At 63.2% G+C, this 20,032-nt stretch carries 19 protein-coding genes; 14 read left to right on the top strand and 5 right to left on the bottom strand.

The features are described from left to right. Positions 1-33 precede the first annotated feature (33 nt). From AC0L24_RS16835 to erpA, 4 genes are all read right to left on the bottom strand, one after another. Positions 34-333: a hypothetical protein gene (locus AC0L24_RS16835; protein WP_473563986.1), complete on the bottom strand. Its 300-nt coding sequence runs from the start codon at positions 331-333 to the stop codon at positions 34-36. 89 nt (positions 334-422) lie between these two features. Next, positions 423-1,217 (bottom strand): exodeoxyribonuclease III, encoded by a 795-nt coding sequence (xth, locus tag AC0L24_RS16830; protein WP_127270660.1) that lies wholly within the window; start codon positions 1,215-1,217, stop codon positions 423-425. A gap of 17 nt (positions 1,218-1,234) precedes the next feature. Continuing rightward, positions 1,235-1,630 (bottom strand): VOC family protein, encoded by a 396-nt coding sequence (locus AC0L24_RS16825; RefSeq protein WP_127329517.1) that lies wholly within the window; start codon positions 1,628-1,630, stop codon positions 1,235-1,237. Position 1,631: 1 nt separating this feature from the next. Beyond that, positions 1,632-1,979, bottom strand: coding sequence for an iron-sulfur cluster insertion protein ErpA (gene erpA / locus AC0L24_RS16820; protein ID WP_127270656.1), 348 nt, complete (start codon positions 1,977-1,979; stop codon positions 1,632-1,634). A gap of 90 nt (positions 1,980-2,069) precedes the next feature. Here erpA and AC0L24_RS16815 point away from each other — a divergent pair, with 90 nt between their 5' ends. The 13 genes from AC0L24_RS16815 to AC0L24_RS16755 all read left to right on the top strand — a co-directional run bounded on the left by AC0L24_RS16815 (position 2,070) and on the right by AC0L24_RS16755 (position 18,084). After that, positions 2,070-3,284 (top strand): deoxyguanosinetriphosphate triphosphohydrolase, encoded by a 1,215-nt coding sequence (locus AC0L24_RS16815; protein ID WP_127810259.1) that lies wholly within the window; start codon positions 2,070-2,072, stop codon positions 3,282-3,284. Positions 3,285-3,359: 75 nt separating this feature from the next. Beyond that, positions 3,360-5,117, top strand: coding sequence for an arginine--tRNA ligase (argS, locus tag AC0L24_RS16810; protein ID WP_127810260.1), 1,758 nt, complete (start codon positions 3,360-3,362; stop codon positions 5,115-5,117). Positions 5,118-5,220: 103 nt separating this feature from the next. Next, positions 5,221-8,589 carry an SPOR domain-containing protein gene (locus tag AC0L24_RS16805; protein WP_473563985.1) on the top strand — a complete coding sequence of 1,123 codons (3,369 nt, stop codon included), beginning with the start codon at positions 5,221-5,223 and terminating at the stop codon, positions 8,587-8,589. A 131-nt stretch (positions 8,590-8,720) separates the two neighbouring features. Next, positions 8,721-9,740: a beta-N-acetylhexosaminidase gene (gene nagZ / locus AC0L24_RS16800; RefSeq protein WP_127396170.1), complete on the top strand. Its 1,020-nt coding sequence runs from the start codon at positions 8,721-8,723 to the stop codon at positions 9,738-9,740. A gap of 60 nt (positions 9,741-9,800) precedes the next feature. After that, positions 9,801-10,601: a segregation and condensation protein A gene (locus AC0L24_RS16795; RefSeq protein ID WP_473564049.1), complete on the top strand. Its 801-nt coding sequence runs from the start codon at positions 9,801-9,803 to the stop codon at positions 10,599-10,601. Further along, complete coding sequence (gene scpB / locus AC0L24_RS16790; protein ID WP_473563984.1) at positions 10,598-11,362, top strand: SMC-Scp complex subunit ScpB; 765 nt, start codon at positions 10,598-10,600, stop codon at positions 11,360-11,362. The genes AC0L24_RS16795 and scpB overlap by 4 nt, the downstream gene beginning before the upstream one ends. A gap of 169 nt (positions 11,363-11,531) precedes the next feature. Further along, positions 11,532-11,753 (top strand): twin-arginine translocase TatA/TatE family subunit, encoded by a 222-nt coding sequence (locus tag AC0L24_RS16785; RefSeq protein ID WP_023812188.1) that lies wholly within the window; start codon positions 11,532-11,534, stop codon positions 11,751-11,753. A gap of 29 nt (positions 11,754-11,782) precedes the next feature. Continuing rightward, a complete protein-coding gene (tatB, locus tag AC0L24_RS16780; RefSeq protein ID WP_128289446.1) occupies positions 11,783-12,583 on the top strand; it encodes a Sec-independent protein translocase protein TatB in 801 nt (266 codons plus the stop codon). Then, positions 12,580-13,455: a twin-arginine translocase subunit TatC gene (tatC, locus tag AC0L24_RS16775; RefSeq protein WP_127320714.1), complete on the top strand. Its 876-nt coding sequence runs from the start codon at positions 12,580-12,582 to the stop codon at positions 13,453-13,455. Before tatB ends, tatC begins: the two co-directional genes overlap by 4 nt. 196 nt (positions 13,456-13,651) lie before the next feature. After that, a complete protein-coding gene (gene serS / locus AC0L24_RS16770; RefSeq protein ID WP_127380881.1) occupies positions 13,652-14,956 on the top strand; it encodes a serine--tRNA ligase in 1,305 nt (434 codons plus the stop codon). Next, a complete protein-coding gene (gene surE, locus AC0L24_RS16765; RefSeq protein WP_023812184.1) occupies positions 14,956-15,714 on the top strand; it encodes a 5'/3'-nucleotidase SurE in 759 nt (252 codons plus the stop codon). The genes serS and surE overlap by 1 nt, the downstream gene beginning before the upstream one ends. After that, positions 15,711-16,370, top strand: coding sequence for a protein-L-isoaspartate(D-aspartate) O-methyltransferase (locus tag AC0L24_RS16760; protein WP_128289445.1), 660 nt, complete (start codon positions 15,711-15,713; stop codon positions 16,368-16,370). The genes surE and AC0L24_RS16760 overlap by 4 nt, the downstream gene beginning before the upstream one ends. A 202-nt stretch (positions 16,371-16,572) precedes the next feature. Next, a complete protein-coding gene (locus AC0L24_RS16755) occupies positions 16,573-18,084 on the top strand; it encodes a peptidoglycan DD-metalloendopeptidase family protein (protein ID WP_127267602.1) in 1,512 nt (503 codons plus the stop codon). 113 nt (positions 18,085-18,197) lie between these two features. Here the strand turns inward: AC0L24_RS16755 and AC0L24_RS16750 are convergent, their stop codons facing one another. Next, positions 18,198-19,088: an NAD-dependent epimerase/dehydratase family protein gene (locus AC0L24_RS16750; RefSeq protein ID WP_128289444.1), complete on the bottom strand. Its 891-nt coding sequence runs from the start codon at positions 19,086-19,088 to the stop codon at positions 18,198-18,200. 112 nt (positions 19,089-19,200) lie between these two features. On the opposite strand from AC0L24_RS16750, the gene AC0L24_RS16745 reads away from it, so the two are divergent. Beyond that, on the top strand, positions 19,201-20,019 hold the full coding sequence (locus AC0L24_RS16745; RefSeq protein WP_127408836.1) for an AraC family transcriptional regulator: 819 nt from the start codon (positions 19,201-19,203) through the stop codon (positions 20,017-20,019). Positions 20,020-20,032 lie beyond the last annotated feature (13 nt).

Here is a 20,032-nt window from a genome sequence, read left to right as displayed (position 1 = left end):
GCTTCACCAGCAGCACTCGATTGTCGATCGCGATCAGTTCTCGATCGGCTCCGTCGGCACCATGCTGGGCGCCGGCATCGAGATCGGCGTGACATGGTGGTGTGGCGCCAGCGTGTTTTCCGGGCAGCTATCCCCGATGTTCGTCCACGATGTGTTGTTGAGCACCATGTCGCAGCGGGCCAGATGGCTCCGGTCGGCAACCGTCAGGCAGGCGACCTGGCCAAGCTGGTAGGATTTTCCATTGGCCAGGCATTCCTGGTCGGCAAATGCCGCACCGGGAGCGGCCATGGCAAATGCCAGGCCGATCGGACAAAGATGAAATCGTGTGCTCATGGAACCCCAGCCGCCATGCTGGCCCGCAATGAACGGCGCGAAATGTGGCGATATGAGGTCCAGCGCCTGCGTGCCCGGCGAGGGTTTTCTCAGGCCGGCTGAAGCGCGAGATCGATCGCCACCGGGACGTGATCGGACGGTTTTTCCCAGGCGCGCACGTGCTTTTCGATGGACGCGGAAGAAAACCGGTTGGCGGCTTCCGGCGACAAAAGCAGGTGGTCGATGCGGATGCCGTTGTTCTTCTGCCAGGCGCCGGCCTGATAGTCCCAGAACGTGTAGGTGTCGTGCGCGTCGGTGACCGCGCGCACCGCCTCGGTGAAACCAAGGTTGAGCAGCCGGCGGAAGGCTTGTCGCGTCTGCGGCTGGAACAGCGCGTCGCCCAGCCAGTTCTCCGGAAACCGCGCGTCGATCCGCTCGGGAATCACGTTGTAGTCGCCGGCGAGCACCAGGGCCTCCTCCAGCCTCAGCCGTTCTTCGGCCCAGCGCTCCAGCCGCGCCATCCAGGACAGCTTGTAAGGAAACTTCTTCTCATCATCGATTGGATTGCCGTTCGGCAGATAGAGCGAGGCGACGCGCAAGGCACCCTTGTCGGTTGAGAAAACGCCTTCGATGAAACGCGCCTGTTCATCGGCATCGTCGCCGGGCAGGCCCCGGATGACTTCGTCGAAGCGCAGCTTCGACAATAGGGCGACGCCGTTGAAACCCTTTTGGCCATGGGTTTCGACATTGTAGCCAAGCGCCTCGATCTCGGCGCGCGGGAATTGCTCGTCGACGGTCTTGATCTCCTGCAGGCAGACGATGTCGGGTGCGCTCTCGGTCAGCCAATGGGTGAGATTGCCAATGCGGGCGCGGACACCGTTGATGTTCCAGGTGACGATTTTCATGGCGGTCTCGATGCTGTTCAGTTGGATTCTTGCGGCGGATGGCGTTCGACGAGGCCAATCGTATTGCCAGCCGGGTCCTTTAGGAAGGCCATCCATTCGCTTTCCCCCGCTGGACCGAACTGGCCCTCCGTGTCGCGATGGACAAGTGTTGGCGGCGCGGTGAAGGGTACGCCTGCCGCGACCGCAGAGGCATGGAAGTCATCGAGGCCGGATATGTCGAGATAGACGGTTCCGGCCGGTATGCCGTCAGTGAACAGCAGCCTGATATCGCCGGCCATGATGAAGGCGATGCCCGGCGGATCGAAGCGCGCATGAACCGCCATGCCGAGCACGTCGCGCCAGAAAGCCAGCGTGGTGTCGAGATCACGGCCAGCCGACAGCGCGATCTGACGGATCGCACCAATGGCAGGCATTCTATATGGAGAAACTCGTGCCGCAGCCGCAGGAGGCGACGGCGTTCGGATTGCGGATCTGGAACGACTGGCCCATCAGATCGTCGACGAAATCGATCACAGAGCCGCCCATATAGACCAGCGACAGATCGTCGATCAGCACGGTGGCACCGTCCTTCTCGATAGCGACGTCGTCGTCGTTGCGCGTATCGACCAGGTCGAACTTGTAGGAGAAGCCCGAGCAGCCGCCGCCTTCGACCGACACGCGCAGCGCCGTCTTGCCGGCCTCGTTCGAGACAATCCTGGCGATCCGCCTGGCGGCGGCCTCGGTCATATCGACTTTCATGGCAGTCTTGGCATCAGCGCCCATGGGCGTCACCTTGCTTTCGGTTTCACATGATAGGTATGAAGCGCGAGGGGCCAAGTCAACCTGGCTAAGTCAACTGCGGCAGCATCAGCCATGACCAACGAGTTGGGCGACATCGGATTCGGCTATCGGCCGCGCGCCGCCTATGCCTGCGATCCGGCAAAGTCGCGCGGGCGGCTGTTCGACGAGGTGGAAAGCCCGACCCGCACGCCATTCCAGCGTGACCGTGACCGCATCATCCATTCGACGGCCTTCCGGCGGCTCAAGCACAAGACGCAGGTCTTCATCGCGCATGAAGGCGACCACTATCGCACCCGGCTGACCCATTCGATCGAAGTGGCGCAGATCGCGCGCGCCCTGGCACGGGCGCTGCGCGGCGACGAGGATCTCGCCGAGGCGGTGGCGCTGGTGCATGATTTCGGCCACACGCCCTTCGGCCACACCGGCGAGGACGCGCTGAACGAGAAGATGGCCGCCTGGGGCGGCTTCGACCACAACGCGCAATCGCTGCGCATCGTGACGAGGCTGGAGGCGCGCTACGCCGAGTTCGATGGGCTCAACCTGACCTGGGAAACGCTGGAAGGCCTGGTCAAGCACAATGGGCCGCTGACGGACGCCAACGGCAAGGGTCTGAAAGGGCCGGTGCCGCAGGCGATCCGTGATTACTCTGAACTGCACGATCTCGAACTCGACCGGTTTGCCGGCATCGAGGCGCAATGCGCGGCGATCGCCGACGATATAGCCTACAACACGCATGACATCGATGACGGTTTGAGGGCAGGGCTCTTGACGCTGGACATGCTGGAGACGGTTTCGCTGCCGGGAACGATCCTGAAAGGCGTTCGCGCACGCTATCCCTCCCTCGATGATGTGCGCACCGGCCACGAGCTGATGCGGCGGCAGATCACCGCCATGGTCGAGGACGTGATCAAGTCCACGACCGCCAATCTCGATCGCATCAGGCCGCGGAGCGCAGATGCGGTGAGGGCAGCCGGCGAGACGATGGTGGTTTTCTCGGCCGAAATGGCTGCCTTGGAGAAAGAACTGAAGGCCTTCCTGTACAAGCACCTCTACCGGCACGCGGAGGTCATGCGGGTGCGCGCGGACGCCGAGCAGATCGTCAAAAATCTGTTCGACGCCTATTTCGCCGATCCGCGCGCCATGCCGGACGGCTGGCGCGAGGGGCTGGATCGGGCCGACGACCGCATCAAGGCGCGCAGCGTTGCCGACTTCCTGGCGGGTATGACCGACACCTACGCGCTCAAGGAACACCGGCGTTTGTTTGACCATACGCCTGAATTGGGCTAGGGCGGGCTCGATTTTGCCGGCCAACGAGCCGGATTCGCTGCAAAGCCGCCAGAGCCAGACCCCAGAGTCACACAAATGAACATCTTCGCCGATTTCACCGCGCGAATCATAAAAGCCGTCGAAGCGCTTGATCTGAAAGACAAAGACGGCGTTTCGCCTGACCTGTCGCGCATTGCCGTCGAGCCGCCGCGCGACGCCAGCCACGGCGACCTGGCGACCAATGCTGCGATGGTGCTGGCCAAGCCGACCGGCCAGAACCCGCGCGCGCTGGCCGAAAGACTGGCGCAGGCGCTGCGTGACGACAAGGATGTCGCGGCGACGGAAGTGGCCGGGCCCGGTTTCGTCAATCTCAGGCTCAAGGACGGCTTCTGGCAGACACATCTGACCGCACTGCTCGGCGAGGGCCGCAACTATGGCCGCTCGACGGTTGGCGGCGGCAGGAAGACCAATGTCGAATATGTCTCGGCCAATCCGACCGGGCCGATGCATGTCGGCCATTGCCGGGGTGCTGTCGTCGGCGACGCGCTCGCCAATCTGATGGCCTTCGCCGGCTACGACGTGACCAAGGAATATGTCATCAACGACGCCGGCTCGCAGATCGACGTGCTCGGCCGTTCCGCATTCCTGCGCTACCGCGAAGCGCTGGGCGACGATATCGGCGAAATACCTGCCGGTCTCTATCCCGGCGATTACCTGGTGCCTGTCGGCCAGGCGCTGGTCACGGAATACGGCCGCTCGCTTCTGCAGATGCCCGATGACGAGGCGCTCGCCATCGTCAAGGATCGCACCATCGATGCGATGATGGCGATGATCCGCGAGGACCTTGCGATGCTCAACGTGCATCACGACGTGTTCTTCTCCGAGCGCACGCTGCACGCCGACAAAGCCAGGAAGATCCGCTCTGCGATCAACGATCTGACGCTGAAGGGCCATATCTACAAGGGCAAGCTGCCGCCGCCCAAGGGCGAGAAACCCGACGATTGGGAGGATCGCGAGCAGACGCTGTTCCGCTCGACCGCGGTCGGCGACGATATGGACCGGGCGCTGGTCAAGTCCGATGGCTCGTTCACCTATTTCGCCGCCGACGTCGCTTATCTCAAGGACAAGGTCGATCGCGGTTTCGTCGACCTGATCTATGTGCTCGGCGCCGACCATGGCGGCTACATCAAGCGGCTGGAGGCCCTGGCGCGGGCGATTGCCGGCGACGAGGTGAAGCTCACTGTCCTGCTGTGCAATCTGGTCAAGCTGTTTCGCGAGGGCGAACCGGTGCGCATGTCGAAGCGGTCGGGCGATTTCGTGACGCTGCGCGAAGTGGTGGAGGAGGTCGGCCGCGACGCGATCCGCTTCATGATGCTCTACCGAAAGAACGATGCGCCCCTGGATTTCGATTTCGCCAAGGTGACCGAGCAGTCCAAGGACAATCCGGTGTTCTATGTCCAGTACGCCTCGGCGCGCTGTCATTCGGTGTTCCGGCAGGCGAGCGAGCAACTGGGCGAAGCCAATTTCGACCGCAACAGCCTGGCGTCGGCCGCGGCATTGCTGACCGACGAGGGCGAGATCGGCCTGATCCGCAAGCTTGCCGAATACCCGCGGCTGATCGAGTCCGCCGCCCTTGCGCTCGAGCCGCATCGGCTGGCATTTTACCTCTATGATCTGGCCTCCAGCTTCCACGGACACTGGAACCGTGGCACGGATAATCCGGACTTACGTTTTGTTAAGGTTAACGACCGACAATTGACGCATGCCAGACTAGGGCTGGTGCAGGCTGTTTCGGACGTTTTGACGTCCGGCCTGACGTTGATCGGAGCCGCCGCGCCCACCGAAATGCGTTAGGTTTGACTAAATAACCTGTCACCTTTTGCCCACATTGCGCTGGTAAGGGCCAACCCTACGCGACGTCCATGGCGTCCGAATGAGTGCGAGTTCGGGAACAATAATGGCAGACAGAACCCAGCTGAGAGTAGCCGACAACAACGACATCTCTGACGATGATCCGTTCGCGGAACTGACCAGGATCATGGGATTCGACCCGCGCCAGCCGGTCAGGCCGCAATCGCCCGCCCAGCCGCAGGCCCCAGCCGCCGATCACGGGCTCGAAGAGGGCGATTTCGATATCGATCTCGAGAAAGAAATGATGGGCGAGTTCGGCGCTGACGACAGCGACGCCGCTCCGGTTGTTCAGGCTCATGAGCCGACCTTCGTGCATGAGCCGGCATTCGAAGCGGCTGACGCCAGCGCGATGGACGATGAGCTTTCGGTGTCGCTCGACAACGATTTCCAACTGGACATGGCTGAGATAGACGATCACGTCGCCGGCGCTAGCCATGCGGTCGCAGCTGAAGCGGCGCCGTCCGTCGAGCCGGCTTTCGCGTCTGATTTTGACGATGCCGTCGCCGGTTCGCTTGAGGACGTCTCCCCCTTCGAGGACGATCATTCGATGGCGGACGAGCTGGCCATTTCGCTCGACCAGGATCTCCGGATCGATGAGGAAGCCGAAGAGGCCCAGTACGCTGAAGAGGCCCAGTACGCCGTTGCCGACACGCCCGCTTCTATCGAGCCAGTTGCCTCCGATGACGAATTCGACGATGCGGTGGCAGCCTCGCTTGAAGACGAGCTGGTGCTCGACGACCATTCGGCGGCCGAACAGTCATTCATGGCCGCCGAGCCCGTCAAGTATCCCATGCCGGAGCAGGCGGCGCGTGACGGCCATGCAATCTCCGATGAGAGCTTTGCCGGCCATTTCGACGACGCGATGGCTGATGTCGACATGGATTTCGACGTTCGCGCGGATGAGCCGAATGCCTTCGACGAGCCGCACGCGCATGATGCGCTTGTCGATATCACTGACGCCAACGGCGATATTCCCATCCCTGAAGGCATGTCGGACGATGCTTTCGACCTAAGTTTGGACGACGCGTTTGCCGAAACGGCCGAAGAGCCGGTCGCCGAGGTTGCTGCCGCAACGGTCCAGCCGGCGGCGCCAGAGGCTCATGTTGCGCCGGCGGCGCATGCCCCGGCCGCGGACGAACGGAGCCTGGAAGACGAGTTGAATGCGCTGCTGGGTGCCATGACGGCGCGCACGGCGCCGGTGGCCAGTGAGCCCGTCACGGCTCAGCCGGCTGTCGCCGCCCTGCCGCCTGTTGCCGAGCCCGCCGAGGTACCGGCCGATCTTGTCGGCGACCTCGACTGGGATCTTGACGAACCCGCGCCTGAGCAGGACCGGCATGTTGGCACGGCCCAAGCGGCCGATGCGGATATTTACGACCTTATGCTTGATGAACTCCAGGATACGACTTGGCACACGGCTGGCGATGTCGATTTCGACGATGATGCGTTCGACGCGGCTTTGCCCAAGGATCTTGATCCGCGTGACGAAGCCGCTGACCGGGACAATTCGGCGGATTCTCTCGATTGGCTTGCGGAGCGTTCCCAACCGGCAGAGCCGACGCGTTCGTGGAGCCGCGTGACGCCCGTTCCGCAGCAGCCGTCATTCAGTGCTCAGCCTGCGTTTGCTCAGCCGGCCGCTTCGGTGGCATCCGTGGCCGCCGCGCCGGCAGTCGCCGACATGACGTCCTACCGTTCGTCCGAGCCGGTCGAGGCCGTGGCTCCCGCTGCCCCGGTGTCGGCGCCCCAATCGCGCCAGCCTGCGCATTACGAAGACATGCCCGACGTCGAAACGGTCGATGTACCCGAGCGTGTCGTCGCGCTAGCCGACGATCTCGATATTCCCGAACTGCACTTCGAGGAAGACCAGCCGGCGTCGCCTGGCTACGACGATCTCGATGCGGAGTTCTCCAGCCTTCTCTCCGAGATGAACGCGGTGGAGGTCGCTCCTGTTCCCACGAGCAATGTGGCCAGCGCGTCTTACGATGATGACTCCTATGCCGCGGGCTTCAAGCCGGGCTATGACAGCCTCAAGCCGGCATATGACGGGGTCAAGCCGGGCTATGACGGGGTCAAGCCGGGCTATGAGCCGGAAGCGCGGACCTATGCCGCGCGGCCGATGGACATGTCCGCCCGCGCGGCGGCGCCCACGGGTTATGCCGACGCCTCCGGCTTCGACCTCGACGGCCTGCCAGGGAGCCAGCCGGTTTCGCAAGCCGATGATTTTACTGTCGATGAACTCGACTACGATCCCGAACTCGACGAGGCTATGGCTGTTCCGGGTCTCGGCGAGCGTGAGGCCGGGAGGCCGACGCGCGGACGCGGACTGTTCATCGCCGCGATTGTCGGCGCGGTCGCGGTCGCAGGCGGTCTCGGGGCCTTTGCGCTGTCCTTTGGCGGCAAGGGCGGCAGCGAAGCGCCTGTCATTGTCAAGGCCGACAACGCGCCGATCAAGGTCAAGCCGGAGAATCCTGGCGGCGCCGTGGTGCCCAACCAAGACAACAAGGTCTACGACGCGGTCAGGGGCGCAAAGCCGGCCGAGCCGGTCCAGGAAAAGCTGGTCACCAACGTCGAAGAGCCGGTGGACGTGCAGGCGAAGGACCCGGCCCGCGCCATCGATCTTTCGCCGGACCAGAATGCAGCCGCCGCTGGAACCGATGTCGGCAATGCCGCGCCGATGGCCGGCGCCGCTTCGGCCGACAACGCTTCTGCCGACAATACGGCGCCCGCGCCCAAGTCCGAGGACCGCATTGCGCAGGTGCTGCAGGATGCCGACAAGGGCACCAATGCCGATGTCGTCGCCGTTGCGCCGCGCAAGGTGAGGACCATGGTGGTCAAGTCGGACGGTTCGCTGGTGCCGCGTGAAGATCCGGCGGCGCCCGCCGCTCCGCTAGTGGCCGCCACCGAGCCGGTCGATCCGGCGCCGCAGCATGTTGCTCCGGCGGCTCAAGCCGACGCGGACCAGACCGGCACCGTGGCGCCTGCCGCCGCCCAGGCGGACGACGAGCCGGCCCTCAAGCCGGTCGCCAAGCAGAAAGCCGAGGCCCAATCGGCGAACACGCCGGCAAAGGTTCCGCTCGCGCCGCAGCGTCCGTCCGACCAGCCGGTCGATGTTGTCGGCGAGGTCAAGCCCGATCAGGTTGCGTCCATAGATCCGGCATCGACCGCGGCCGGCGGTGGCTCGTGGTCGATGCAGATCGCCTCGCAGCCGACCGTCGAAAGCGCCCAGTCCAGCTATCAGGATCTGCAGCGCCGCTATGGCAGTGTGCTTGCCGGGCGTACCGCCAACATCGTCAAGGCCGAGATCGCCGGCAAAGGCACGTTCTACCGGGTGCGCGTTCCGGCCCAGTCACGCAATGACGCGATCAATTTGTGCACCAGCTACAAGGCCGCCGGCGGCAACTGCTTCGTCTCGCGCTAAAGCGGAGCCGACCATCAAAAGCCGGCGCGGTCCATCGCGCCGGCTTTTTTCATGGGGAAAGCAGATCCGGCGTTGTCCCGGATGAATCCCTGGCGATTCCCTTTGATCGCACAAAGCCCTAAACTGCCGACATGACCGAATCAAAATCCATGATCCTCGGCTGTGCCGGGAAATCGCTTACCCGCGAAGAAATCAATTTCTATCGCAATGAATGCCCGTGGGCCTTCATCCTGTTTGCGCGCAACATTGGCGAGACCGAACAGATCCGCGATCTGGTCGCCGAGATGCGGGACTGCATAGGGCGTCCGGACGCGCTGGTGTTCATCGATCAGGAAGGCGGCCGTGTGCAGCGCTTGCGACCGCCGCTGGCACCGAACTATCCCGCCGGTGGCGCGCTCGGCGCGCTGTGGCGCGACGATCATGATGCCGGCGCCCGCGCGGCCTGGCTGATGGCGCGGCTGCATGCCTTCGACCTGCTGCGCTACGGCATCACAGCCGATTGCCTGCCGGTGCTCGACGTGCCGATCGAAGGCGCCAGCGATGTCATCGGCGCGCGGGCCTATGGCAAGGATCCGCGACCGGTGATCGAGCTCGGCCGCGCAGCCGCGGAAGGGCTGATGTCGGGCGGCGTGCTGCCGGTCATGAAGCATATTCCGGGCCATGGACGTGCCTTTGCCGACACGCATTTCGAACTGCCGGTGGTCAATGCCTCGCTCAGCGATCTGCAGCGGCATGATTTCGCCCCGTTCAAGGAGCTTAGCCATCTGCCGATGGCGATGACAGCCCATGTCGTCTACAGCGCGATCGACCCCAACAATCCGGCGACCACCTCCGGCAAGGTCATCGACGAGATCATCCGGCGCGAAATCGGCTTCGACGGACTGCTGATGAGCGACGACACCTCGATGAAGGCACTTTCTGGGGATTTCCCGACAAAGGCGGCATCGATCCTTGCGGCGGGCTGCGATCTGGTCCTTCACTGCAACGGCGTTTTCGAGGAGATGGCGGGCATCGCATCGCGTACCACGGGGCTTGAGGGCACGTCGTTGGAGCGCGCCAAGCGGGCGCTGACCTATATAAAGAACCGTGACACGGTCAAAGAAACCGAAATACGTGCCGAATTCGCCACCTACTTCGATGCGGTGGCATAGCAAAGGGAAAGTGACGGAGTGGCGGAGACATTGGAAAGCAAGGCCTCGAAGGCCGCACCGATGGACCGTCTGTGGGCCGAGAATGACGATTCACGCGTTACCGGCGACCCGTCGCTGGTTGTCGACGTGGCCGGCTTCGAAGGTCCGCTCGACCTGCTGCTGCATCTTGCCCGCACCCAGAAGGTCGATCTGGCGCGCATTCCGATCCTGGCGCTGGTCGAGCAGTATCTGACCTTTGTCGAGACGGCGAGGGCGCTCAGGCTGGAGCTTGCCGCCGACTATCTGGTGATGGCGGCGTGGCTGGCCTTCCTCAAGTCCAAGCTCCTGATTCCCAAGCAACCCGGCGACGAGGGCGAAAGCGGTGAGGAACTGGCGGCGGTGCTGCAGTTCCGCCTGAAGCGGCTGGAAGCCATGCGCGACGCCTCGGCGCGTCTGGTCAACCGCAACCGGCTCGGCCGCGATGTGTTCGCGCGCGGCATGCCGGAAATGGTCATCGTCGAAAAGCGTAACGCCTATTCGGCCTCGCTCTACGATCTCTTGACCGCCTATGCCCAGCAACGCCAGAAGCAGGCGATCAACCATGTGACGATCGCCAGGCGCGGTGTCTGGTCGCTCAAGGACGCGCGCGACATCCTGACCCGCCTGGTCGGGGCTGCAAGCGACTGGACGGCGCTGGAAAGTTTTCTGATCGCATACATGACCAGCCCCGAGGAGCGGCGCACGGCAATCGCCAGTTCGTTCGCGGCAACATTGGAACTGGTGCGCGACGGCACGATGGACGTGCGGCAGGATCAGACGTTCGCGCCGATCTACCTGCGCGGGCGCACGCAGGCAATCAAGGCAGTCGAGGTGGCATCATGAGCGAACGCGCCAACGCTTCGGTTATCCCGTTCAAGGTCGGCGATGCACCCGAAGAGGAGTCGCTTTCCCGGGATCCGGCCGAGCAGCTACAGAACCCGGCCGAGCGGCTGTATCTGGCCGAGGCCGTGCGCATGGCCGAGGCGATCGTGTTCGCCAGCTCCGAACCCGTCAGCGAAAAGCAGCTCGCGGCACGCCTCCCTGACGGCATCAACATTGCCCTAGCCATGGCCGAGCTGCAGCAGATCTATGCGCGGCGCGGCGTCAATCTGGTGCGTGTCGGCGACGCCTGGGCGTTCCGCACCGCCGGCGACTTGGCTTTCCTGATGAGCCGCGATACCGTCCAGCAAAGGAAGCTCTCCCGCGCGGCTCTCGAAGTGCTGGCGATCATTGCCTATCACCAGCCGGTGACGCGTGCCGAGATCGAGGACATCCGCGGCGTCGAAACCTCGAAAGGTACGCTCGACACGCTGCTGGAAACGGAATGGGTGCGCATGCGCGGCCGGCGAAAGACGCCCGGACGCCCTGTGACCTACGGCACGACGGAGACCTTCCTCGACCATTTCGCGCTGGAAGAGATCCGCGATCTTCCTGGCATGGAGGAACTGAAGGGGGCTGGACTGCTTTCGGGCCGCATGCCGTCGAATTTCTCCATTCCGCAGCCGCCGGCCGATCCCGACGCATTGACCGACGACGAGGATGCGCTGACCGACATCGATCTCGAGGAACTCGGCCTGCTGACGCCGCGCGTCACGGAAGATTGACTGGCATTGGCGGCCAACTTGATGAGGATGCGCGGATTCGTAGCGGGCGTTCCCGTCGAAAATGCGTGACATCCGTCACCCTTTCATAAACTCTGTCGCAGTTGTGTTTGAATCCCAACGCGAAAACGCATAGATCATCGCCAGGGAAAACATTCGAGAGAGATTTGCTATGGGTTCATTTTCGATTTGGCATTGGCTGATCGTGCTGGTGATCGTGCTTTTGGTGTTCGGCCGCGGCAAGATTCCCGAGCTGATGGGCGATATGGCCAAGGGCATCAAGAGCTTCAAGAAGGGCATGGCCGACGACGAGGTTGCCGAAGACAAGCGCACCGTCGAACATCGTGCCGACGAGACCGTTGCGGCCGCGAAGGAAAAAGCCAGCAAGAGCTGAGCCCAAGGTTCTAGTCGGAACAGAGTGCCATGTTTGAAGTCGGCTGGACCGAAATGCTGGTCATCGCGATCGTCATGATCGTGGTCGTCGGACCCAAGGATTTGCCCAATATGCTGCGCACCTTCGGCCGCACGACGGCGAAGCTGCGCGCCATGGCGTCCGATTTCCAGAAACAGTTCAACGAGGCGCTGAAGGAAGCCGAGCTCGACGACGTCAAGAAGTCCGTCGACGAGCTCAGGGGCATGAGCCCGATGGCTGAGATCAGGAAGCAGCTCAATCCGTTCGAACAGGCCGCGGCCGACGTTCGCTCCGGCGTCGATGCGGCGATGAAGCCGAAGCCGGCAGCCGATCCGGCAAGCTCTGTCGCTTCGACCCCGCAAGCGGCCGAGCCGTTGAAGAACGGTGCAACGACCATGCCTGGCGTCAACGGGCCGGGAGCAGCGCCAGCAGCGCCGGTTTTTCCGGCAATGACCGACGAATCGGTGGTGACCTCGTCAGCGCCGGCGGAACCCGTTGCGGCGCCGAAGGCGTCCGCGGCGAAGAAACTAATCAAGCCTGCACCGGCAAAAGCGACGCCGGCTGCAAAAGCTTCGGCAAATGGTGCAAAGGTTGCCGCGAAGGCAGCGTCTGCGTCCAAGACGCAGGCGAAGGCCATGACGGCGGCACAGCCTGAAGCGCCCAGGGCCAAGACGCCCGCTGAGGCCAAGGCTGTCGCGGCCAAAGCCGTGGCGACCAAGACTGTAGCGACCAAGATGGGGGCGAAAGCCGAACCGAAGCTTGCAGCGGTGAAGAAGCCGGTGGCCAAGAAGACGGCGGGAGCCGCCAAGTGAGCGTTTCGGACACCGAAAAGGACGAAATCGAGAAATCGTCCGCGCCGCTGATGGAGCATCTGATCGAGTTGCGCCGGCGGCTGATCTGGTCGCTGGGCGGCTTCTTCGTTGCCTTCCTGGTCTGTTTCTTCTTCGCCAAGAAACTGTTCAACCTCCTGGTCGTGCCGTTCAAATGGGCGACGCAGTGGGCAGGGCTCGATCCGCACAAGGTCGAGCTGATCTACACGGCGCCACAGGAATTCTTCTTCACCCAGGTCAAGCTCGCCATGTTCGGCGGCATGGTGATCGCCTTTCCGCTGATCGCCACGCAGATCTACAAGTTCATCGCGCCCGGCCTGTACAAGAACGAGCGCAACGCCTTCCTGCCGTTCCTGATCGCATCGCCGATCCTGTTCCTGATGGGCGCATCGCTGGTCTATTTCTTCTTCACGCCGATGGTGATGTGGTTCTTCCTCGCCATGCAGCAGGCCGGCACCGACGATCAGGTGCAGATTTCGCTGCTGCCGAAGGTGTCGGAATATCTCAGCCTGATCATGACGCTGATCTTCTCCTTCGGCCTGGTGTTCCAGCTGCCGGTGGTGACCAGCCTGATGACACGGGTCGGCATGCTCTCGTCCAAGGGACTGGCCGAGAAGCGCAAATGGGCGATCGTCATTGCCTTCGTCGTCGCGGCGATACTGACGCCGCCCGATCCGATGAGTCAGATCGGCCTGGCCATCCCGACCATCCTTCTCTACGAGGTGTCCATCTGGGCTGCCCGGCTGATCGAGCGCGATCGGGAAAAGCAGCGCGTGGCACGCGAGAAGCAGGACGCGGCGGAAGAGGTGGCGGACAAAGCACCGGACGAGCCCCCGGCACCTGCCTCCTCATAGGCGACAGAGCGGCTGCAGCGGCGGAAAAACACAGTCGTCGCCCCGTCCTCTTGCATCGATCTCGGATGCGGTTTACGCCCTCTGGCTGAAACGCATCGCGCTCAAAGCGATGCGTTTCAGTTTTGTTTTGAGCATGTCGTTGTCCCAAATCGCTGTGCACTTTTGGGCGACATGCTACCCAGGAGCGTTTCAAACCATGCTTGACATCAAATGGATTCGCGACAACCCGAAGGCCCTTGTCGAGGCGCTGGTGAAGCGCTCGTGGTCGGCCGGTGAGGCGCAGTCCATGGTCGACGGGCTGATCGCCTCGGACGAGGCCCGGCGCGAGCACGTCACCGAGCTGCAGACCAAGCAGGAGCGCCGTAATGCCGCGTCGAAGGAGATCGGCAACGCCATGCGTTCGGGCGATGCCGCCTTGGCCGAGAAGCTGAAAGCCGAAGTCGGCGAGATCAAGGTCTTCATCCAGAACGGCGAGGCGCGCGAACGCGAGCTCGACAAGGCGCTGACCGATGCGCTGGCGGTGCTGCCCAATGTGCCGTTCGACGACGTGCCTGTCGGCAAGGACGAGCACGACAATGTCGTCAAGCACCTCGTCGGCAAGGTGCCGACGCGGCCGAACTGGGTGAAGGAGCATTTTGAGATCGGCGAAGCGCTCGGCATGATGGATTTCGAGCGCGCGGCAAAGCTGTCGGGCTCGCGCTTTACGGTGCTGAAAAGCGGACTGGCCCGGATGGAACGTGCGCTCGGCCAGTTCATGCTGGACCTGCATACGACCGAACATGGCTACGAAGAAGTCATCCCGCCGTTGATGGTCAAGGACGATGTTCTGTTCGGCACCAACCAATTGCCGAAGTTCGAGGAAGATCTGTTCTTCGCGCCGCACGGGGAGGGCAGGCTTGGCCTGATTCCCACCGCCGAGGTCCCACTCACCAACCTTGTGCGTGAAGAAATCACCGCGCATGAAAAACTGCCGCTGCGCTATACCGCGCTGACGCCGTGCTTCCGCTCGGAAGCGGGTTCGGCCGGGCGCGACACGCGCGGCATGCTGCGCCAGCATCAGTTCTACAAGGTCGAGCTGGTGTCGATCACCGATCAGGAGTCGTCACTTGCCGAGCACGAGCGGATGACGCAATGCGCCGAGGAAGTGCTGAAGCGGCTCGGCCTGCCGTTCCGCACCATGACGCTGTGCACCGGCGACATGGGGTTTGGCGCGCGCAAGACCTACGATATCGAGGTCTGGTTGCCCGGCCAGAACGCCTATCGTGAGATCTCGTCCTGCTCGGTGTGCGGCGATTTCCAGGCGCGCCGCATGGACGCGCGCTACAAGGACAGAGACGGCAAGGGCAACCGCTTCGTCCACACCCTCAACGGCTCGGGCACAGCCATTGGCCGCGCGCTCATCGCCGTCATCGAAAACTACCAGAACGAGGATGGCAGCGTAACCATTCCTGAAGTGCTGCGGCCTTACATGGGCGGCCTGGAAAAGATCGAAGCGAAATAATGCGTATCCTCCTGACCAATGACGACGGCATTCATGCCGAGGGCCTGGCGTCGCTCGAACGCGTCGCGCGCACGCTGTCCGACGATGTCTGGGTGGTGGCGCCCGAGCAGGACCAGTCCGGCTACGCGCATTCGCTGTCGATCTCGGAGCCGCTGCGGCTGCGCAAGATCGGCGAGAAGCATTTCGCCGTGCGCGGCACGCCGACGGATTGCGTCATCATGGGCGTCAAGAAAATCCTGCCTGGCGCACCCGACCTGATCCTGTCCGGCATCAATTCGGGCGCCAATATCGCCGATGACGTCACGTATTCGGGCACCGTCGCCGGCGCCATGGAAGGCGCGCTGCTCGGTATCCGCTCGATCGCGCTCAGCCAGGGCTACAGCTATGTCGGCGAAGATCGCGTCGTGCCCTACGAGACGACAGAGGTGCTGGCGCCGGCGCTGCTGAAGAAGCTTGTCGCGACGCCGTTGCCGGACGGCGTGCTGCTCAACGTCAATTTTCCCAATTGCACGCCCGAAGAGGTCGCCGGCACGGTGGTCACCACGCAAGGCAAGCTCGTGCACTCCCTGTGGGTCGACGAGCGCCGCGACGGGCGCGGCCTGCCATACTACTGGCTGCGCTTCGGCGGCGAGCCGGTCGAGGGCAAGCAAGGCACCGATCTCTACGCCTTGCGCAACAGGCTGGTGTCGGTGACGCCGCTGCAGCTCGATCTGACCGCGCATGAAATCCGTGACCAATTGAGCAAGGCGCTTGCATGAACCAGGGCCTCCCGATCGATGACCGCGAAGGTTTTGCCGCCTTTCTGCTGCGTCTGCGCGGTCGGGGGACTGTACCGAAAGCGCTGATCGCGGCCTTCGAGGCGACGCCGCGGCGCGGCTTCCTGGCGGCCCAGTTCCATCAGATCGCCTGGTCGGACCGAATGCTGCCGATCGAATGCGGCGAGGCGATCGAAGGTGCCGATATGCAGGCGGCGGTGATCGCGGCGCTCGCTATCGAGCAGGGCAACCGCGTGCTCGAGATCGGTACCGGTTCGGGCTACACCTCGGCGGTGATGTCGCGGCTGGCGGCGCGGGTCATCACCACCGATCGCTACAAGACGCTCGCCGAGCAGGCTAGGCAGCGCTTCGAGGCGCTCGGCATCGGCAATGTCATCGTGCGCCACGCCGATGGTTCCGGTGGCCTGCCGAATGAAGGGCCGTACGATCGCATCGTTGCATGGGCGTCCTTCGACAGCCTGCCGCGTTTCCTGCTCGACCAATTGTCGAGCGGCGGCATCGTCATCGCGCCGATCGGCCCCGAAGAGGGCGAACAGGTGCTGGCCAAGCTGACCAAGGTCGGCAGCCGCTTCGAGCGTGAAGACATCGGCCTCGTTCGCCTGCAGCCGATCCTGCGCGGTGTCGCCGCTATCATCTAGCGCGTATGCCGATGATCAGGCCGCGCCGCGTCGGGTGCGCGCCCGTCTTCGGCCCCGGCCGGCATGACCTGAAAATCTCCCCTGGGCTCGCTCTCTAATATTTTAAGAAAAATTGCGCCGGATTCCATGGGGTTAACCGTCGAGTAACATTAACGCGCTTTAATCATGCCTAGTTTGTACCGGGTATGTGCGGGTTAGTGCGATGCAACTCAGTGTTTTGAAGACAAGCGGTCGCAATCTGGCGCGAGGCTGCGCCATACTGATGGTCGCGGGTGCTGCTGCGGGGTGCAGTTCCCAGGTTTCGCGGTTCAATGGCGTCGACGACGTCTTTACATCCTCGACCAACAATCAGCGCACCATCATCAACAAGCAGGATGCCGTACAGCAGCCTTATCCGGGCGATGTCGCCGCCGCTCCGATCGATGGCAGCCATACACAGTCGGTCAGCCGCTCCAGCCTCGATCCGGTCTCGACGCGGCCGCTGCCTCCGCCCGTTGCCCAGGCTCCCGAAGTGGCGCCGGTATCGAAGCCGGTGCGCACCGCATTGGCCCCCGCACCGCATGTCGACAGGACCACGACCGGCACCGTCGCCCCGGTGGCATCGCCTTTCAAGGTTTCGCAACCTGACGAACCCCGCGTGGCTGCTTCCGGCACTCCGCATGCAACCGAGATCGTCGTCAGGGACGGCGAAACGATCGGCGGCCTGGCGCAGCGCTACAAGGTTCCGTCCGACGTGATCATGAAGGTCAACGGGCTGAGCGCGACCAAGGGGCTGAAGACCGGCCAGAAGCTGGTCATCCCGGCCTACGCCTATTCGAGCAAGAGCGAGCCGAAGCTCGCGGATGCCAAGCCGGCGAAAGACACCAAGCACAACCTGCCGGCCACTGCGCCGGACAAGGTCGCCGTCCTGCCGCAGCAGCCGAAGCCTAGGGAGGGCAAATCCACCGCTCAGGTCGACACGTCGGCCGCCGCGAGCCAGCCCAAGGAGCCCAAGCCGCAGGTAGCCGCGGCCAAGGCGACCAATGCAGCTGGCACCTATACGGTTCAGTCGGGCGACACGCTTTCCTCGATTGCCAGGAAAACCGGTGTCGGAGTCGTTGCCATCAAGCAGGCCAACGGCATGCAGGATGGCTTGCTCAAGATCGGCCAGACCCTGAAGGTGCCCGCCGGCGGAACCGCGACCGTCGCCGCCGCCAAGCCGGCCAAGGTCGATCCGGTGACGACGGCCACGACGCAGCCCGCGGCAAAGACCACGCCGTCGGAAACGCTGGCGTCCTACACGCCGCCGAAGAAGGATTCGAAGGTCATCCAGCAGGCCGAGGCCGACGATGCCGTCGCGCCTGACGCCACCGGCATCGGCAAGATGCGCTGGCCGGTGCGCGGTCGCGTGATCTCCGGTTTCGGCTCCGGCAAAGACGGCGTCGACATCGCCGTGCCCTCGGGCACACCGGTCAAGGCAGCCGAGAACGGTGTCGTCATCTATGCCGGCGACGGCCTCAAGGAATTCGGCAACACGGTGCTGGTGCGCCACGAGAATGGCCTGGTCACCGTCTACGGCCACGCCAGCTCGATCGAGGTGCAGCGCGGCCAGAAGGTCAAGCGCGGCCAGGAAATCGCGCTGTCGGGCATGAGCGGCACGACGGACTCGCCGAAGCTGCACTTCGAAGTGCGCAAGAACTCGGCCCCGGTCGATCCCTCGGGTTACCTCGAATAGAAGAAAAAAAGCAATTTGCGGGCCGTCTGACCTCCAGTCCGGCCCGCCGGCTCAGCCCGTTCCGAAAGGAGCGGGCTTTTTCAGTTTCAACGCGACGCGCCAGTCTTCAAGCTTCAAAGATGATCACGCAGAGTGTCGGCGATCATGACGTCAAGGCCGCTGGCCTTGATTCCGAGAAGCGTCTCCGCGTCGGAGGAATCGACCAGCAAGGGATTGTCGAAGAGATAGCTCATCTCGATGAGTTCATGCATGCCCAATGCTTCCATTTCGGGGATGGAATAGGAACGTGTTTCTGGAATTTCACGGTGAAGCATTGCCGCCGTCGTCAGGATGAGTTCCCGGGGTGAGGCGTGTTGCGATGGAGCATGGAACGCCCGTCGCCATTCGCCCGTGTAGCGGGAAGCGGCGACCAGCGTCCTGGCCACGTCCTTCGTGAAGGACCAGGCATGAGTCGCGTCGAGGTTTCCAATGAAAGCAGTCGGCTTCCCCTCGATTATTGAGGGCAGCGCGACCAGTGAGAAAGAGCTGATCGCGCCATGTCCAAGATAATCGCTGGACCGCACTTCGATTGCCGGCACGTCCGCACGGACCGCCCGCTGCCACATGATCGTGCGGGCGGTCCCTTTCTTCGAAGTCGGATCCAGAGACAGGTCGGAGTGAAGCGGGGTATCGGCATGTTTCCCATAGCCATAGAGGTTTCCGAGAACCACAAGCTTCGCGCCGACCGCTTCCGCGGCACGCACGGTGCCGTCGATGATTGGGAAGAAGTCGGTCGGCCACCGGTGATAGGCGGCCATGGCACACATGAAAATGGCGTCGGCGTTTCGGCAGATACGCGCCAGTTCAACGGCATCGGTGGCATCGGCCTGCACCGCCCGGACGTTCCGCAACGCGTTTGAGCCGACACTCCGGCTCGTGAGAACGACATCATGTCCTTCTTCGCCCAGAAGGCGCGCGGTCTCGTGCCCGACCGGGCCTGCTCCGACAACTACATAAAAACTCATGGCTAACCTCTCGTCCAAGCTCGATGGAGAGGCGTAGGTACATGTCCATGGCATTGAAAATCGCGCGGGAATTGCCAATTCTTGGACAGGTTTTGCCAGGAAGCGAGAGAGCATGCATTCGCAGTCTGTTCCGGCCCGATTTCCGCCCGACGTCACAATGGCCTTCTGGCATATCGAAGCGGGCGTCCATCGTCTCTCCAGGGCGGCCCATCATCGCATCATGGTGCATGCAAGCGCGGCGACGCGTTCCTACTGCAATGAGGTTGGTCGATATTTCGTGAGGCGCGCCGGCGATATTGACCTGGTGCCCGCTGGCCAAGAGGGCGGCTTCGAGACCGAAACCCCGTTCGACACGATCGAGATCGCGTTACAACCAGCCCTGATGGAAAGGGTGGCGGCTGAGCTAGGTGGCAAGGCGCGCGCGTTGCCGCTCGACACACGTCATCTGCTTCGTGATCAGCGCATCCAACATCTCGCCCGTGCACTCGAGAGCGATCTCGGCGCAAACTCACCGAGTGGATCTTTGTTTGCCGACAGCATTGGCGCCGCTCTGGCGGTGAGGCTGCTCGGTCTTGAGAATTCCGATGTCGAGCGAACAAACCGGTTGTCAGATGCCCAGCTCAAGCGCGTGTTGGAGCATATCGAAGCTGGCTTGCACGAGCCCCTTTCAATCCAGCGATTGAGCCGAGTTGCCGGGGCGAGCAGCTCGCACTTGCGGGCTTGGTTCAAGGCGGCGACGGGCGTCACCCTGCACCGCTACGTGGTGCGACGTCGCGTCGAACGCGCACGCGCCCTGCTGCAGCGAGGCGATCTCAGCACAAGCGAGGTGGCGGAATTGACGGGCTTTGCGCACCAGTCACATCTGGCGCACTGGATGCGCCGCGAGATCGGCCAAACGCCGCGTGATTTGCGCCGGGCGCAGCCCAAATGATCTTGTCATTGGA

Source organism: Mesorhizobium sp. WSM4809 (assembly GCF_055811655.1).
This window is presented reverse-complemented; position numbering and strand designations above follow the sequence as displayed.

What these genes read in the sequence shown, in the direction of transcription:
- argS (WP_127810260.1), top strand. Translation starts at nt 3,360, where the DNA reads ATGAACATCTTCGCCGATTTCACCGCGCGAATCATAAAAGCCGTCGAA.
- scpB (WP_473563984.1), top strand. Translation starts at nt 10,598, where the DNA reads ATGAGCGAACGCGCCAACGCTTCGGTTATCCCGTTCAAGGTCGGCGAT.
- AC0L24_RS16815 (WP_127810259.1), top strand. Translation starts at nt 2,070, where the DNA reads ATGACCAACGAGTTGGGCGACATCGGATTCGGCTATCGGCCGCGCGCC.
- AC0L24_RS16825 (WP_127329517.1), bottom strand. Translation starts at nt 1,630, where the DNA reads ATGCCTGCCATTGGTGCGATCCGTCAGATCGCGCTGTCGGCTGGCCGT.
- erpA (WP_127270656.1), bottom strand. Translation starts at nt 1,979, where the DNA reads ATGGGCGCTGATGCCAAGACTGCCATGAAAGTCGATATGACCGAGGCC.
- AC0L24_RS16785 (WP_023812188.1), top strand. Translation starts at nt 11,532, where the DNA reads ATGGGTTCATTTTCGATTTGGCATTGGCTGATCGTGCTGGTGATCGTG.
- nagZ (WP_127396170.1), top strand. Translation starts at nt 8,721, where the DNA reads ATGACCGAATCAAAATCCATGATCCTCGGCTGTGCCGGGAAATCGCTT.
- AC0L24_RS16835 (WP_473563986.1), bottom strand. Translation starts at nt 333, where the DNA reads ATGAGCACACGATTTCATCTTTGTCCGATCGGCCTGGCATTTGCCATG.
- AC0L24_RS16805 (WP_473563985.1), top strand. Translation starts at nt 5,221, where the DNA reads ATGGCAGACAGAACCCAGCTGAGAGTAGCCGACAACAACGACATCTCT.
- tatB (WP_128289446.1), top strand. Translation starts at nt 11,783, where the DNA reads ATGTTTGAAGTCGGCTGGACCGAAATGCTGGTCATCGCGATCGTCATG.
- AC0L24_RS16745 (WP_127408836.1), top strand. Translation starts at nt 19,201, where the DNA reads ATGCATTCGCAGTCTGTTCCGGCCCGATTTCCGCCCGACGTCACAATG.
- AC0L24_RS16755 (WP_127267602.1), top strand. Translation starts at nt 16,573, where the DNA reads ATGCAACTCAGTGTTTTGAAGACAAGCGGTCGCAATCTGGCGCGAGGC.
- AC0L24_RS16795 (WP_473564049.1), top strand. Translation starts at nt 9,801, where the DNA reads ATGGACCGTCTGTGGGCCGAGAATGACGATTCACGCGTTACCGGCGAC.
- surE (WP_023812184.1), top strand. Translation starts at nt 14,956, where the DNA reads ATGCGTATCCTCCTGACCAATGACGACGGCATTCATGCCGAGGGCCTG.
- serS (WP_127380881.1), top strand. Translation starts at nt 13,652, where the DNA reads ATGCTTGACATCAAATGGATTCGCGACAACCCGAAGGCCCTTGTCGAG.
- xth (WP_127270660.1), bottom strand. Translation starts at nt 1,217, where the DNA reads ATGAAAATCGTCACCTGGAACATCAACGGTGTCCGCGCCCGCATTGGC.
- AC0L24_RS16750 (WP_128289444.1), bottom strand. Translation starts at nt 19,088, where the DNA reads ATGAGTTTTTATGTAGTTGTCGGAGCAGGCCCGGTCGGGCACGAGACC.
- AC0L24_RS16760 (WP_128289445.1), top strand. Translation starts at nt 15,711, where the DNA reads ATGAACCAGGGCCTCCCGATCGATGACCGCGAAGGTTTTGCCGCCTTT.